11 protein-coding genes are annotated in these 13,231 nt (G+C 67.8%); 5 read left to right on the forward strand and 6 right to left on the reverse strand.

Annotation, left to right across the window (positions count from 1 at the left end; all coding sequences use genetic code 11):
- The first annotated feature begins 64 nt into the window (after positions 1-64).
- Complete coding sequence (locus tag ACWF4Z_RS02705) at positions 65-1,330, forward strand: ROK family transcriptional regulator (RefSeq protein ID WP_452241172.1); 1,266 nt, start codon at positions 65-67, stop codon at positions 1,328-1,330.
- Positions 1,327-1,884, forward strand: a complete 558-nt coding sequence (locus ACWF4Z_RS02710; RefSeq protein WP_452241173.1) for a GNAT family N-acetyltransferase — start codon at positions 1,327-1,329, stop codon at positions 1,882-1,884. Before ACWF4Z_RS02705 ends, ACWF4Z_RS02710 begins: the two co-directional genes overlap by 4 nt.
- A gap of 59 nt (positions 1,885-1,943) precedes the next feature.
- On the opposite strand, the gene ACWF4Z_RS02715 is transcribed toward ACWF4Z_RS02710, so the two are convergent.
- The 3 genes from ACWF4Z_RS02715 to ACWF4Z_RS02725 form a co-directional block, all read right to left on the reverse strand.
- On the reverse strand, positions 1,944-3,035 hold the full coding sequence (locus ACWF4Z_RS02715) for a Gfo/Idh/MocA family protein (RefSeq protein ID WP_452241174.1): 1,092 nt from the start codon (positions 3,033-3,035) through the stop codon (positions 1,944-1,946).
- A gap of 7 nt (positions 3,036-3,042) precedes the next feature.
- The gene (locus ACWF4Z_RS02720) at positions 3,043-6,849 is read right to left on the reverse strand and encodes a discoidin domain-containing protein (protein WP_452241175.1); all 3,807 of its coding nucleotides are present in this window, start codon (positions 6,847-6,849) and stop codon (positions 3,043-3,045) included.
- A 65-nt stretch (positions 6,850-6,914) separates the two neighbouring features.
- Positions 6,915-8,285, reverse strand: a complete 1,371-nt coding sequence (locus ACWF4Z_RS02725) for an MDR family MFS transporter (protein WP_452241176.1) — start codon at positions 8,283-8,285, stop codon at positions 6,915-6,917.
- A gap of 96 nt (positions 8,286-8,381) precedes the next feature.
- Between ACWF4Z_RS02725 and ACWF4Z_RS02730 the strand changes: the two genes are divergently transcribed.
- A complete protein-coding gene (locus ACWF4Z_RS02730) occupies positions 8,382-8,960 on the forward strand; it encodes a TetR/AcrR family transcriptional regulator (RefSeq protein WP_452241177.1) in 579 nt (192 codons plus the stop codon).
- On the opposite strand, the gene ACWF4Z_RS02735 is transcribed toward ACWF4Z_RS02730, so the two are convergent.
- Positions 8,932-9,747: an SDR family oxidoreductase gene (locus ACWF4Z_RS02735; RefSeq protein WP_452241178.1), complete on the reverse strand. Its 816-nt coding sequence runs from the start codon at positions 9,745-9,747 to the stop codon at positions 8,932-8,934. The genes ACWF4Z_RS02730 and ACWF4Z_RS02735 overlap by 29 nt on opposite strands.
- 56 nt (positions 9,748-9,803) lie before the next feature.
- Here ACWF4Z_RS02735 and ACWF4Z_RS02740 point away from each other — a divergent pair, with 56 nt between their 5' ends.
- Positions 9,804-10,187, forward strand: a complete 384-nt coding sequence (locus ACWF4Z_RS02740) for a winged helix-turn-helix transcriptional regulator (protein ID WP_452241179.1) — start codon at positions 9,804-9,806, stop codon at positions 10,185-10,187.
- A gap of 192 nt (positions 10,188-10,379) precedes the next feature.
- On the opposite strand, the gene ACWF4Z_RS02745 is transcribed toward ACWF4Z_RS02740, so the two are convergent.
- Positions 10,380-10,787 carry a hypothetical protein gene (locus ACWF4Z_RS02745; RefSeq protein WP_452241180.1) on the reverse strand — a complete coding sequence of 136 codons (408 nt, stop codon included), beginning with the start codon at positions 10,785-10,787 and terminating at the stop codon, positions 10,380-10,382.
- A 242-nt stretch (positions 10,788-11,029) separates the two neighbouring features.
- Here ACWF4Z_RS02745 and ACWF4Z_RS02750 point away from each other — a divergent pair, with 242 nt between their 5' ends.
- Positions 11,030-12,031, forward strand: a complete 1,002-nt coding sequence (locus tag ACWF4Z_RS02750) for an adenosine deaminase (protein WP_452241181.1) — start codon at positions 11,030-11,032, stop codon at positions 12,029-12,031.
- On the opposite strand, the gene ACWF4Z_RS02755 is transcribed toward ACWF4Z_RS02750, so the two are convergent.
- Positions 12,019-13,134 (reverse strand): tyrosine-type recombinase/integrase, encoded by a 1,116-nt coding sequence (locus tag ACWF4Z_RS02755; RefSeq protein WP_452241182.1) that lies wholly within the window; start codon positions 13,132-13,134, stop codon positions 12,019-12,021. The genes ACWF4Z_RS02750 and ACWF4Z_RS02755 overlap by 13 nt on opposite strands.
- Between the last annotated feature and the right edge of the window lie 97 nt (positions 13,135-13,231).

A 13,231-nucleotide genomic window follows, 5' to 3' on the forward strand; every position in this document is an offset into this window, starting at 1 on the left:
GCGCTGTGACGGCGAGGCTTCGGCAGTACGATCGCGGCTAATCGGGACATGACGGGGAGGTGCAATGGACGACTCAGGTGACCAGTTGGTCGAGGTGCAGCGCGCGGGCGCGAACCAGTACGACTTGGGGTCGTTCAACGAGGCCGTGATCATCGAGACGATCCGGCTGGCCGGCATCATCAGCCGGACCGAGATCTCCCGGCGGACCGGTCTGACCCAGCAGTCGGTGTCGCGGATCCTGCGCATCCTCCTGCAGCAAGGGCTGCTCGTGGAGGAGGCGCAGGAGCGCGCCGAACGGCTGGGCAAGCCGCGCACCCCGGTGCGGCTGCGCTCCAAGGCGGCGCACGCGGTCGGCATCCACATCGACCCTGAGCTGCTGACGGTCGCGGTGGTCGACCTCGACGGCACGATCGTCCGGCGGGAGACCGTCGACCTTGCCGATGATCTCGAGGCCGACAGGTTGGTCGATCTGACCGCGGCGACCGTGACCGCGGCGCTCAGCATCAGCCAGATCGATCTCGATTCGATGCTCGGTGTCGGCGTCGCCGTACCGGGTCCGATCGATGCGGACGGATCGTTGCTGGCGTTACCGCTGCAGCCGGCCTGGCGCGGGCTGAAGATCCGGCAACTGTTGCAGCAGCGGCTGAATCACCCGGTCCTGGTCGAGAAGGACGGTACGGCGGCCGCGATCGGCGAGCGCTGGATCGGCCGCTCGGCCCGGGCTCGCGACTTTGCCTACCTCTATCTCGGCACGGGCGTCGGCAGCGGCCTGATCCTGAACGGTTCGATCTACCGCGGTGGTACGGCGAACGCCGGCGAGTTCGGCCAGATCGCGGCGCTGCGGATGGGGGAGTGGGACGGCGTGAACGGGCCGCGGATGGTGCCCGAGTGCAACCCGACCGCTTCGCTCCCGGTGATCGCCGCCGAGTTCGGGTACGTCGAGACCGACCCAGGCGCGACCGATGAGGCCAAGCGGTACCGGGCCGTTTGTAAGGCCGCGGCCGATGGGAACGAGGCTGCGGTCAAGGCAGTCACACAGGTGGCGCGGGTGGTCGGACAGGGTGCCGTCGGGTTGGTCGATCTGCTCGACATCGATCTCGTGGTGCTTGGTGGACCGGCGTTCGGTAAGGAGATCTCGGAGATCTTCCTGAGCGAGATCGGGCGTGCGGTGAACTCGCACCCGGTGGCGCGGGAGACGCGGCCGGTGGCGGTCGAGGAGTCGATGCTGCAGACGGACGCGGCGGCCGTCGGTGCCGCGTCGACGATCTTCCATGACGCGTTCACACCGCGAGTCTCCGGCTCGAGTCAGGCACGTAGGCTGCCCAAGTGATTTCACCCCGCTCGCTGACCCCGGAGATCGAACTCCGGATCGCCACTCTTGATGATGCCCAAGCTCTTGCCGATGCCTATGTCCAGAACTGGGACCACTTGTCTCCGTGGGAGCCGGTCCGGCCGGACAACTGGTTCACGGCCGCCGGTCAGCGCGAGAAGTTGGCCAGGGCGCTCGAGAGGTACAAGAACGGGCAGGTCGTGCCGTGGCTGCTGGTCGAGGGTGATCGGGTCGCGGGAACGATCACGCTGAACGATCTCGTGCCCGGAGCCTTCCGGAACGCGGACGTCGGCTACTGGCTCGCCGCGGACGCCGTCGGGCGCGGACTGATGACTCGAGCAGTCGAGGCGGTCGCCGAGATCGCTGACCAGGAGCTCAAACTGCACCGCCTCGCCGCGAGCACGGTAGTCACCAATACCGCCTCCCAAGCAGTGCTTCGCCGTACCGGCTTCATCCAGTACGGCACAGCTCCCACCTACCTCCACACCGGCGGCGCCTGGAATGACTGCAATCTCTACCAACGCATCCTGAACAACCGGGCCCCGGGCGAGTAAGAGGTGAGGGCGTCCCGCCCGGGTTTGGGAGGGGGTGGACGGGACGCCCTGGTTCTGGGTTAGTTCGGGGGGAGGCCGATGCCTCGGGAGACCTCTACGTCGTCGTAGCGGCCTTCGAGGACGTCGAGGAACTTGACCGGGCGTTGGAGAGTGGACGCGATGTAGACGGCCCGGACCGTGGCGAGGGCGTCGATGGCGTCCTGGACAGTGATGCCTGGTTGCTGGCCGCCCGCGATCGCGCCGAGGATGTCGTCGTACTGGGCCTTGTGGCCGCCCGGCTCGCCCACGTCCGTCGAGGCATCTTCCTTCGCGCCGTCGACGTTCAGCCGGCTGAGCAGGTCGTCCTCGATCTCGGCGCCACCCTCGGTGCCGTGGACAGACACCCGCGTCCGTCCGCCCGGGAACGCAGCGGTCGTAGCGTGCAGCGTCCCGACCGCGCCGGACTCGAACGTGATCGTCGCGACCACGGTGTCCTCGACCTCGATCGCGTGGTGCGCGGCTCGCAACGCCTGAGCCTGAATGCTGACCGGCCGACCCATGAACCACAACATCAGGTCAACGGTATGCACGCCCTGATTCATCAGTGCGCCACCACCGTCCTGCGCCCAGGTCCCACGCCAGCCGGCAGACGCGTAGTACTCGTCGCTGCGCCACCAGGCAACCGTCGCGACGGACGAGGTGAGCTGACCGAATCGCCCTGCGTCGATCGCCTGCTTGACCGCCGCACTGCCTGCGTCGAACCGGTGCTGACTGATCACCGAGGACACCACGCCTTGGTTGGCCGCCCGGGTGGCCGCCGCACCGAGGCGGCGGGCCCGGGTCAGGTCGACATCGAGTGGCTTCTCGATGACGACGTGCTTCTTGTCGTTCAGCGCCTGCTCGGCCAGCGCGGCGTGCGTCCCGCTGGGCGTGCAGACCGCAACCAGGGTGACGGCCGATCCACTCAGCGCCGCGGCCAGGTCGTCGTACACCTGAGGCTCCGGCTCGCCCGCCTCCTTCAGCCTGGCCACCAGCGCCTCCCGGGCAGCGGCGTCGGTGTCGACGAGCGCGGTCACGGTCGCGTCCGGGCGGGCCGCGATGGTGTCCGCGTGGGTGCGGCCGATGATGCCGCAGCCCACGATCGCGACCTGGTGCTGTTGTGCGTCAGCCATCTCGCTCCTAGATGAAGTTCGCGGTCAGAACCTGGTCCGTGCTCACGGTGAAGGTGTACGACGGCTCCGTCGAAACTACCGTCCCATCGACGGTCCAGTTCTGGAAAACGCTATCCGATGATGGCGTCGCCGTCACTGTGACCTGCGCGCCGACCTCATACGTCCCCGGCTCGGACTCGTTGCCGGCGATCGTCACCGCGCCCGGACCGTTGGCGTGCACCTTGATCGCGCGCTGGACGACGTTGATCACCATCACGTTGTGCAGCGTCGCCGGCCCGGCGAGCGTGGCGCCGTTGTAGCGGGCCAGGTTCGTCGCCTCGACGTCACCGCTGGTCACGGCGATGGTGTGTCCGTCGGCTCCGAGGTTGTCCGTGCCCAAGTTGAACGCGTCGACCTGGCCCGAATTCACCACGAGACCGTCATGGAAGCCGTACGCGAACACATTGAGCAGCGTCAGCCCGCGCGCACCGTCGACGGTGACGATCTTCGCGGTCTTACGCATGTACTTGTCGATCACGAGCTCGAAGATGTTGCCCTCGTTCATCCAGTACGGCTGCTGGTAGCCGACCCGGGTGACCGCGTTCCCGTTCGACAGCACGCCTTCGACGCGGCCGTTGCGTCCGGCCCCGATCGAGATCGCGTGGTCGAAGAACGCGCCGGCGATCTTGCGGACCACGACGTCGTTGCCGCTGAGGTCGATCCCGTCCCAGGCGTTCGGGAAGCCGGCGTTGATCACGTAGTTCCCACCGGCGTGACCACGGATCGCGTACGGATACGGTACGACGCCCTCGGCCTTGCCCGGGTTGTTCTCCGGGTAGAACACCCGCAACCCGCGAACACCGGCCCGGTTCTGCAGCGTGATGAGAGCGGTCTGCGTGTCCTTCTCAAAGGCCTGCAGCACAGTCCCGTAGCTCGCCCCGCCCTGGTCCCGGTTCGGTACGGCGGACGCACCCCGCAGCTCCACCTTTGCCGGCACGCTCAGGTGTGTGCTGATGCGATACCAACCGGCCGGCAGATAGACGATCCCACCGCCCGCACGCCCGGCGCGATCGAGGACCTTCTGGACCTCACGTGTCGCATCAGCGGTCGGCAGATACCCAACACCGTGCGGAGCATCGACGACATACAGCTTCTGCACCGGCTTCGGCAGCGGCCTCTGGTCGTACGTCGGTGCCGCGCCGGACATCCGGTGGACAGTCCCGGACACAGCACCCACGACCTCGGTCCCGGTCACCTTCACGTATCCGGCCGAATTGTTGGTGATCCCGCCGTCCACATGACCGCCGGCCAGGGTCATACCCCACCGGTCGTCCATCACGTCCACGAGCAGACCAGTGTCCGTACGGCGTACATCCGGCTGGAGGAAGCTGCCCGTGAACTGCGCACGCTGGCCGGCGACCACGTGGATACCGACGTGATAGTCGGACAGCGAGATCCGGTAGAACTGATCCCACTCGAGGTCGCCGAGGACCAGTCCGGTCCCATGGGCGCGGGTCCAGGCGTCGAGCGCCGTACGGGCCGGTGGCTGGTAGGCCCGCGGCGCGGAGGACCAGTAGGAGTTGCTGAAGGCAACGTTCTCCCAGGTGCCGACATCGGCGCCGTTGTAGGCCCGAGCACCCTCGAACAGCGCCGTACCGTTGACGTTGCGGATCGTCGTGGACTCGTGCACCTGGCCGGAGCTGGGCGCGTTGCCGTGGTCGTTCGGCATCGTGCTGACGCCGATGCCGCGGTAGGAGTTCAGCATGGTGACGTCGGAGACGGTCGACATCATGTAGTTCTCGTTGCCGATCCAGGCGCCGCCGGGGATCTCGAAGGTGTAGCCGTACGGGACCGGGTTCGTGGCGTTCTGGTTCGGGTAGTACGTCGTGACGCCCAGGACACCGGCGCTGCCGCCGATGCGGAACAGGCTGGGCCCGTCGTCGCCACTCGGGAGGTCGGCGATGACGATCGTTCCGTAGTTCGGCGCCTTGCCGTGATCACCGCGCAGGGTGCAGAACGCGTGCACCTCGATCGTGTCGGTCACCTTGTACGAGCCGGCCGGCAGCCAGACCGTGCCACCGCCCGCGTCCTGGCAGGCGTAGATCGCCTGCTGGATCGCCTGGGTGGAATCGCGCCGGCCGGTGCGGTCGGCGCCGTACTGGGTGGCGTCGAAGTCCGCGATCACGCCGTCCTCGGTCGGGTTGACCGTCGTGACCAGGTGCGGCTCCGGCGTGACCACCGGGGACTGCCTGAGCTCGAGCTCCTTGACGATGAACTCGGCGGAGCCGGTCATGGCGACCCGGACATACCGTGCTTTGGTGGTGGCGAAGCGGGTCATGCTGAACTGGTTCGCTCCCGGTGAGCCGGTGCGGCCGACGGTCGTGAACTTCGTGCCGTCGTTCGAGACCTGGACGGTGTAGTCGGGGGAGTAGGACTGCGCCCACTCGACCCGCACGTCGTTGACCGGCCTCGGCTTACCGAGGTCGACCTGCAGCCACGAGTCGCCTTGACCGCTGGTCCAGGCGGTGTTGTGGTTGCGGTCGTTCACGCTGGTCGCGCCGGTCCCGCTGCTGGCGCTCGCCGTACCAGTGGGTGCGAAGTTGGTGTCGATCTCCTTGGCCGTGAACGCGTCGAGCGCGGCCTGAAGCGTCTGCAGCGCCGCCTTCACCTGTACGTCGGTCACCCCCGGCGTCGCCGCGACCGCGCGGGCGTCATCGATCGCCGTACGGAACGTCGCCCGACTGCCGACCGGGAACTGGCCGTCGCGAGTGCCTTCCCGCGCCGCCTTCTCGGTCCGGGCTGCCTGGTCGATCAGATCGAGGAGGCCCTCGGTGACGTTGAGCGTGGTCGCGACCTTGGCCACCCGGACGGCCGCGACCTTGAGGTCGACCGCGCCGTCGCCGTTGTGGATGCGGAAGTCGGAGCCGTTGGAGCGGTTCGTCATCACCGCGTCGGGCAACGCGAACGTGTAGGTCTTCCAGGTCTTCGTGTCGCCGTAGCGGACCACCTCGGAGTTCTTGAACTTCTCCGGGATCGTCTCGCCGGGCGAGTCGTAGTGCAGGCCGAACTGCCCGTTGCCCTCGTCGAAGTAGTCGATGCTGACGAGCACCAGGCTGTGGTTGTCGTAGAGGTAGGTGTCGGCGATGTTCATGTAGAAGAAGTTCGTGCCCGGCGCCGGTGCGGTGTGGTCGGTCTGCCAGTACGGGCGTCCGTCCTGAACGCCGGTGATCAGGTGCGACGCGTCGTCACCCGCGCGGGGCGTGATCCCGGACTGGATCGGCGATGCGCCGAGCTGGATCGAGGCTCCCGCCGTACTGATCCGCAGGCCGGCGAGCGTGATGTCGCCGCTGCCTCCGAAGACGCGGACATCGGCGTCGCCGAGGCGGTTGGTGAAGCCGATGTCGGTGAGCGAGAAGACGCCGGTCTTCCACTGGTTGGTGTTGGTCAGCTGGACGTCGGTCGCGTCCGCCTGCGGGTTGCTCGCGGCGTCGTACTGGAGCTTGAGCGTGCCGGAACCGGCGTCGAGATAGGTCACCGTCACCAGGACATCGTCGGTGCCGATCTCGTCGACGTAGTCACGGTCGACGTCGAACTCCAGGTAGCCGGTGTTGGCGGCCTGGTTGGTCTGCCAGAAGGTCTTGCCCTGCTCGGTCCCGGTCCGGAGTCCGGCCGGATCGTCGCCGGCGGCGGGTTTGATGCCGAGCGTGGTCGGGGTCGGCCCGAGGTCCGCGCCGACCCCGCTCGGATACATCGTGGCGGCGTGGGCGGCCGGGACGGCGATCACGCTGGAGAGTAGGAGTGCGGGAAGGACCCGCGCGAGCAGACGTCTGGTCATGGCGAACCTCCAGGTGGCGGACCGGAGCTACTGCGCGGATAAGTTAAACCAAGCGTGTTACTTATTCAAGACCCCAGCTTCCCCGGCAACAGGATGGCCGGAACTGCCGCGATCACGGTGAAGGCGATCGCCCAGAAGAAGGTGTGTGCGAAGGCGGTCGGCGAGGCGTGGCCGAGCAGTTGGCTCTGCAGGATCACCGCCAGGGTCGCAGCACCGAACGCGCCGCCGAGCTGCTGCATGATCCGGGTCGAGCTACTCGCGTGCGGGATCTGCGCCGGGGTCAGATCGCGGAAGGCGCCGACCATCACGGCCAGGTTGACCGCACTCAGTCCGGCCCCGCGGATGACAAGTGCAACCGCGAGCACGGCGTACGACGTACCCGCGAAGGCGAACGGGATGGTTCCGAGCGTCGTGAGGGCGATGCCGGCGAGAACGACCGGACGTGGGCCGAATCGATCGCTGAGGCCGCCGGCGACTCGAGCCAGGAGGCTGCCGATACCTTGCGGGATCAGGAGGAGTCCGGCCGCGGTCACGGTCGTGCCGCGGGCCTGCTGGTAGAAGAGCGGGAGGAGCAGCATCGCGCCGTACAGGCCGAAGCCCGTCAGGAACAGGAGTGCCGTCGACGCGGTGAACGACCTGGTCTTGAAGAGGGCGAGGTCGATCAGCGGTTCCGCGGTCTTCCTGAGGGCGAAGGCGACGAGCAGCAGAAGGCCGACCGCGATCGGGACCAGGACCGCGACATGACCGAAACCGCCGTACTCGCCGACCTGGGTGAGGCCGTAGATGACGCCGGCCAGGGCAGGGGAGATGAGCAGCAGGCCGGGTACGTCGAGGGCCGCAGTCGTCGGCGCGGGATCGGGCTTCAGGACGCGGATCGCCAGGACGATCGCGATGATGCAGATCGGGACGTTGACGTAGAAGATCCAGCGCCAGCTGAGGTGGCCGACCAGGACGCCGCCGATCACCGGACCGAGGATCGGGCCGATCAGGGCGGGCAGCGTGATGACGGCCATCAGGCGGCCGATGCGTTCGCGGCCGGCGGCGCGCAGGAGCAGCGTCTGCAGGATCGGCAGCATCAGGCCACCGCCGACGCCCTGGATCACGCGGAACGCGATCAGCGAGCCGATGTTCCACGCGACTCCGCAGAGCATGGATCCGAGCAGGAACAGCGCCAGCGCGATGATCCACATCCGTTTGGCCCCGAAGCGGTTGGCGGCCCAGCCTGTGATCGGGACCGCGATCGCCAGCGCCAGGAGGTACGCCGTACTCACCCATTGGACTGTGGACACGGAGGCGTGCAGCTTGGCGCCAAGGGTGTGGATCGCGACTGTGACGATCGTGCTGTCGAGCAGCGGCGCGAGGGCGCCGACCACGAGGACTGCTGCGAGTGTGAGGACCGCGCGATCCATGCGCTCCGGGGTGGTGGTGGTTGTCATCCGAGCAACTCCCTTAGAGACTCTGCGTCTCTTACTGTCTCCGTAGGGTAGGCTCGGATCGTTAAGAGACGCAAGGTCTCTTGATCGGGAGGGTCAGTGACTGAGCAGACACAGCGGCGGCGCGGAGCCGAACTTGAGGCAGTGCTGCTTGACGCCGCCTGGGACGAGTACCTGGAGTCGGGGTACGCGCGCCTGACAATGGAGGCGGTCGCCGCACGGGCCCACACCGGCAAGCAGGTGCTGTACCGGCGGTGGAAGAACCGCGCGGACCTGGTGATCGCGGCAATGCGGCATCGCACCGGCTCGATCGTCGACGACCTGCCGGACACCGGGACCCTGCGCGGAGACGTGCTGGGCGTACTACAGCGGATGGCAGACCGGTTCGCCACCCTCGGTCCTGACATCGTGCACGGGCTGCTCGCCGAGGCGCCCGATTTCGATCCCGAGGTCTACACGCGGATGAGTGGCGCGATGAAGACGATCGTCGACCGAGCGGCCGAGCGCGGCGAGATCCCCACCGCCGACGTCCCTGCTCGCGTCCTCACCGCGCCCACCAACCTGCTCCGCCACGAGATGCTCTTCACCCGCGCACCCCTGCCCCCCGAAACCCTGACCTCCCTCGTCGACGACGTCTTCCTGCCGTTGGTTATGCGAAGGCAGCGCGATTCCGGCTGACCCAGTCCTGGAAGGTGTGCGCGGGTCGCCCGAGCACGGTGGACACGTCGGCCGTCGGCCGCTGCTCTGTGACGGACGGCGTACCGAGGACGCCGAGGGTGGACTCGACGACGGGCTCGGGCATGTAGGCGAGCATCCGGGTTCGTGCTTCGTCCCGGCTGAGCTCGGCGAACTGGATCGGCTCGCCGATGACCCGTCCGATCACCTCGGCCTGCTGGCGGGATGAGATCGGCGCCGGACCGGTGAGGGTGTAGATGGTGCCGGCGTGCTTGTCGTCGCGCAGTGCGGCCGCGGCGACCTCCGCGATGTCCTGCGGGTCGATCGCTGGTAGCGCCACGTCGGCGAACGGCGCGGCCATGGTGCGCTGGGTGCGGATCGACTCCGCCCACTGGTAGGCGTTGCTCGCGAAGTTGCCTGGTCGGAGCATGGTCCAGGCCAGGCCGGACTGCGTGACCGCGTCCTCGAGGTTGCTCGGGTGCCGCTTGGTCCCGACGCCCTGCGACGACAGCAGCACGACGCGCGGTACGCCAGAGGCCCGGACGATCTCGATCACGTCGTTCATATTGCCGTTGGCAAGGAAGTCGGCGGCGGTGAGGAGGAAGACGGCCTCGGCGCCGTCGAGGGCCGGCTTCAGGGTCTCGGGTCGAGTGAGGTCTGCTTGGTAGGAGGTGGTGCCGTTGAGGGCGGCGCCCGTACGCGAAACGGCCGTCACCTCCTCGCCGGCTTCGGTGAGTGCTTGGACGAGTGGGCGGCCTACGTTTCCGGTTGCTCCGGTGACTACGATCATGGGAGCGACGTTAGTAGCCCTGGGATAGTAGGTACCTACAGGAAAGTGGGTCGTTTGTGACCGAGAGCACAGCCGCGGATCCCGTCCAGGCCTGCCCGATCGCGCCCGTCGTGGATCTGGTCTTCAGCCGCTGGACGACGCCGATCCTGTGGTCGTTGAACGAGTACGGCCGGCAGCGGTTCGTGGAGCTGCAGCGACGGATCGGTGTGATCACGCCCAAGGTGCTGACCCAGCGGCTGCGGCAGCTGGAGCGGGACGGGCTGGTGGTCCGGACGTACCACCCGGAGGTGCCGCCACGCGTCGAGTACGAGATCAGCGAGCTCGGCCAGAGCCTGGCCCCGCTGTTCCACTCACTCGCGACCTGGTCCCCGAACCTGGAGAAGGTCGAGCAAGCCCGCCAAACCTTCGACACCACCCAACCCGCCCACCGCCGCCCCTGACGCCCCGCCCCAACCCCCCTTCCGCGCCTGACGCACCGGCCTCCCCCTCAGCCATTTCATGGGATATCCCATGAGCTGGCCCCTTCTCCCCTCGGACTCTCGGCAGAGAACGGACGCTTTCATGGGATATCCCATGAGATGGTCCGCGACCGGTGGGTGCGTGGGTGGGTTGGTTGGTTGGGGGTGGCCGGGTTAGGCGACGCCGACTAGTTGGCGGGTGGGGAGTTCGGCGAGGAGGGTGAAGAAGTGGGGGGCGGCGGCTGGGAGGCGGAGTAGGCCGGCCTCGTGGTTCTGCCAGCCGTACTGGAGCTCGCCGTCGATGGTGTGCTCTTCGAGGGGTACGGCGTACCGGCTGAGCGTGACTCTGATCGGTCCGGTCTGGGGGTGGTGGTCGCCGCAGCCGCACTCGGTCGGGATGGCGATCGTGGTGAGCGCGTCGGGGGAGTAGCGGCGCAGGCGAAGCGTGGTGCCCTGGGCGGTGAAGCGCGCGATCGTTGCGTCAGGCAACTGCACGAGCAGCGCGACCGGGACGGTGGACGACCCCGGGAGCAGTCGAAGACCACGGGACGCGAGCAGATCGGCGAAGGCCGGGAGATTCATGGAAAGTTCCTGTGAGTGCTGTGTCGGCGGGCGGGCCACGGAAAGGGGCAGGGCCTCGTGCGCCGGAGACGGCGCGCGTCAGCGACGACAACAGCAACAACACAGCATTCGCATGCCGAAGATCATGGCAGAGCCGCCCCGTCCTGCCAACAATCGTCCGCCATCTGGGACAACTGTCCATGATCCGTCAACCACCGCTCGGCTAGGCTCCGGTTCGGCGTGATGACGACGGAAGGCGACCGATGCTCGACGGATTCGTTGCAGGGCTGCCCAAGGCCGAGCTGCACGTCCACCTCGAAGGGACGCTCGAGCCGGAGATGCTCTTCATGCTCGCCGCCCGCAACGACGTCGCCCTGCCGTGGTCGAGCCTCGACGAACTGCGCGCGGCCTACAGCTTCACCGGGCTCGAGCACTTCCTGCCGCTGCTGTTCCAGGGCGCGTCGACCCTGCGCCGCAGTCAGGACTTCTACGACCTCACCCACGCCTATCTGCGCCGGGCCGCTGCCGACGGCGTCCGCCGTACGGAGATGTTTCTCGGCGTTCAGACGTTCCTCGACGCGGGCGTACCGATCGGCGATCAGGTCGACGCCGCCCTGGCTGCGATTGCCGATGCCCGCACGGATCTCGGCATCGACGGCGCGCTGATGGTGACCAGCCAACGGCATCGCACCCAGGCCGCAGCGCTTGAGGTGCTGGACCTGATCGCGCCGTGGGGCGACCAGATCATCGGTATCGGACTGGGTGCGGCGGAGCGTGGCAACCCGCCGTCCAAGTTCGCCGAGTACTACGAGACCGCGCGGGCTCGCGGTTATCGCACGACGATTCACGCCGGCGAAGACGGTCCCGCCGAGTACGTCCGCGAGGCTCTCGACGTCTGCCGGCCCGATCGCATCGATCACGGCGTGGCGGCGGCGACCGATCCGGAGCTGGTCTCCCGGCTGCGCGACGAAGGTGTGCCACTCACCGTCTGTCCGTTGTCGAACCTGGCCCTGCAGGTCGTGCCGTCGCTGGCAGCTCACCCGCTGCGGAAGTTGTTCGAGGCGGGGGTCGTAGTGACCGTCAACTCTGACGATCCGCCGTACCTCGGCGGGTACATCAACGACAACTACGCCGCCGTCCAGGAACACCTCGACCTGGACCACGCCACCCTCGCCGAGCTGGCCCGCAACAGCTTCCGGGCTTCCTTCGACGATCCGGCGCACATCGCCGAACACCTCGCCGTACTGGACGTCTACGTCAGCTGATCGGGACGTCGGAGGTGGGGTGGTACGGCGGCCATCACGCGGCCGAGGTCGGCGGTGATGGCGGCGGCTTGCTGGTCGCGGTCGTCGGCGTCGACGTAGATCATCACCGTGCGGATGTCGGCGTGGGCGGTGAGGTTCTGGATGTCCTCGGCGCGGCGGCCGCGGCGCTTCTGGTCGGTGATGGCGGTGGCGCGCAGGGAGTGTGGGGTGACCTTGTCGGGGCGGGGGATACCGGCGGCTCTGGCCAGGCGGTGGAGGAGCCGGGTCACGTCGTGACGGTCGATGCGCTGACCGGCGGCGTCGGTGATGAGTGGTGCTGGTCCTGCACCGGTCCACACCGGCCGGATGGCGCGGTAGGCGTCGTGGAGCTCGGCCACGGTCGGGTCGAGCGGCACCCGGACCTGCTTGCCTCCTTTGTGGGTGACGACTAACCAGGCACGCCGACCTTCGTCCTGCCGGTCGTCGTCGTTGGCGGCGCACATCTCGGAGACGCGCAGCGCGTCGGTGTAGAGCAGGCCGACTATCAGTGCATCGCGGACGTCGTACGCCACGGCCAGCATGGCCGCGATCTCTTCGTGGTCGAGGACCCGCGCGGAGGTCGCGCGCCGGCCGCGGTGGAACTTGGGCCGGTGGTCGTCGTCGGAGATCGGGCTGACCACCGGCAGCCCCCAGCCCGCGGCGTACCGGTAGAGGCTGGACAGCGACGACAGCCGCCGGGCGATCGAGGCGCTCGCAGCCCCGGCGTCCTGCTGGTGGGTCACCCAGAGCGTGATCTCGGCACGGTGCAGGTCGAGCGCGAACCGCTCCCGCCCGAGCTCACGACGAGCCCAGTCGGCCCACAGCAGCACGTCGTCGGCGTACGTGATGCGCGTTTGTGCGCTGGCGCGGCGCGTCCCACCGAGCCAGAGCACGACCAGCCCAGCCAACTCCGGGGTGAGGGCTTCGGCCAGCAGGTCCAGTCGGTCGACCAGTTCTGCCGATCGGTCGGCGCCCAGTGGCCGGCGGGTGCCGAGCGTCCGTCGTACGGCGGCTTCCGTGGCCGCATCCGGTCGGGGACCCGTCGCCGGGTCGACCAAAGCTGACTCCACCGCAGGTTCATCCACAGCGCGACACTAGCGCATAACGGGGATTATGCGTCACTTTAGATTGGTAAAGTTTAGTATAAAATGACGAGACAAAACCGAACTTAACGAATGACTT

Source organism: Kribbella sp. NPDC055071, assembly GCF_053608045.1.

What these genes read in the sequence shown, in the direction of transcription:
- ACWF4Z_RS02705 (WP_452241172.1), top strand. Translation starts at nt 65, where the DNA reads ATGGACGACTCAGGTGACCAGTTGGTCGAGGTGCAGCGCGCGGGCGCG.
- ACWF4Z_RS02715 (WP_452241174.1), bottom strand. Translation starts at nt 3,035, where the DNA reads ATGGCTGACGCACAACAGCACCAGGTCGCGATCGTGGGCTGCGGCATC.
- ACWF4Z_RS02720 (WP_452241175.1), bottom strand. Translation starts at nt 6,849, where the DNA reads ATGACCAGACGTCTGCTCGCGCGGGTCCTTCCCGCACTCCTACTCTCC.
- ACWF4Z_RS02725 (WP_452241176.1), bottom strand. Translation starts at nt 8,285, where the DNA reads ATGACAACCACCACCACCCCGGAGCGCATGGATCGCGCGGTCCTCACA.
- ACWF4Z_RS02735 (WP_452241178.1), bottom strand. Translation starts at nt 9,747, where the DNA reads ATGATCGTAGTCACCGGAGCAACCGGAAACGTAGGCCGCCCACTCGTC.
- ACWF4Z_RS02745 (WP_452241180.1), bottom strand. Translation starts at nt 10,787, where the DNA reads ATGAATCTCCCGGCCTTCGCCGATCTGCTCGCGTCCCGTGGTCTTCGA.
- ACWF4Z_RS02750 (WP_452241181.1), top strand. Translation starts at nt 11,030, where the DNA reads ATGCTCGACGGATTCGTTGCAGGGCTGCCCAAGGCCGAGCTGCACGTC.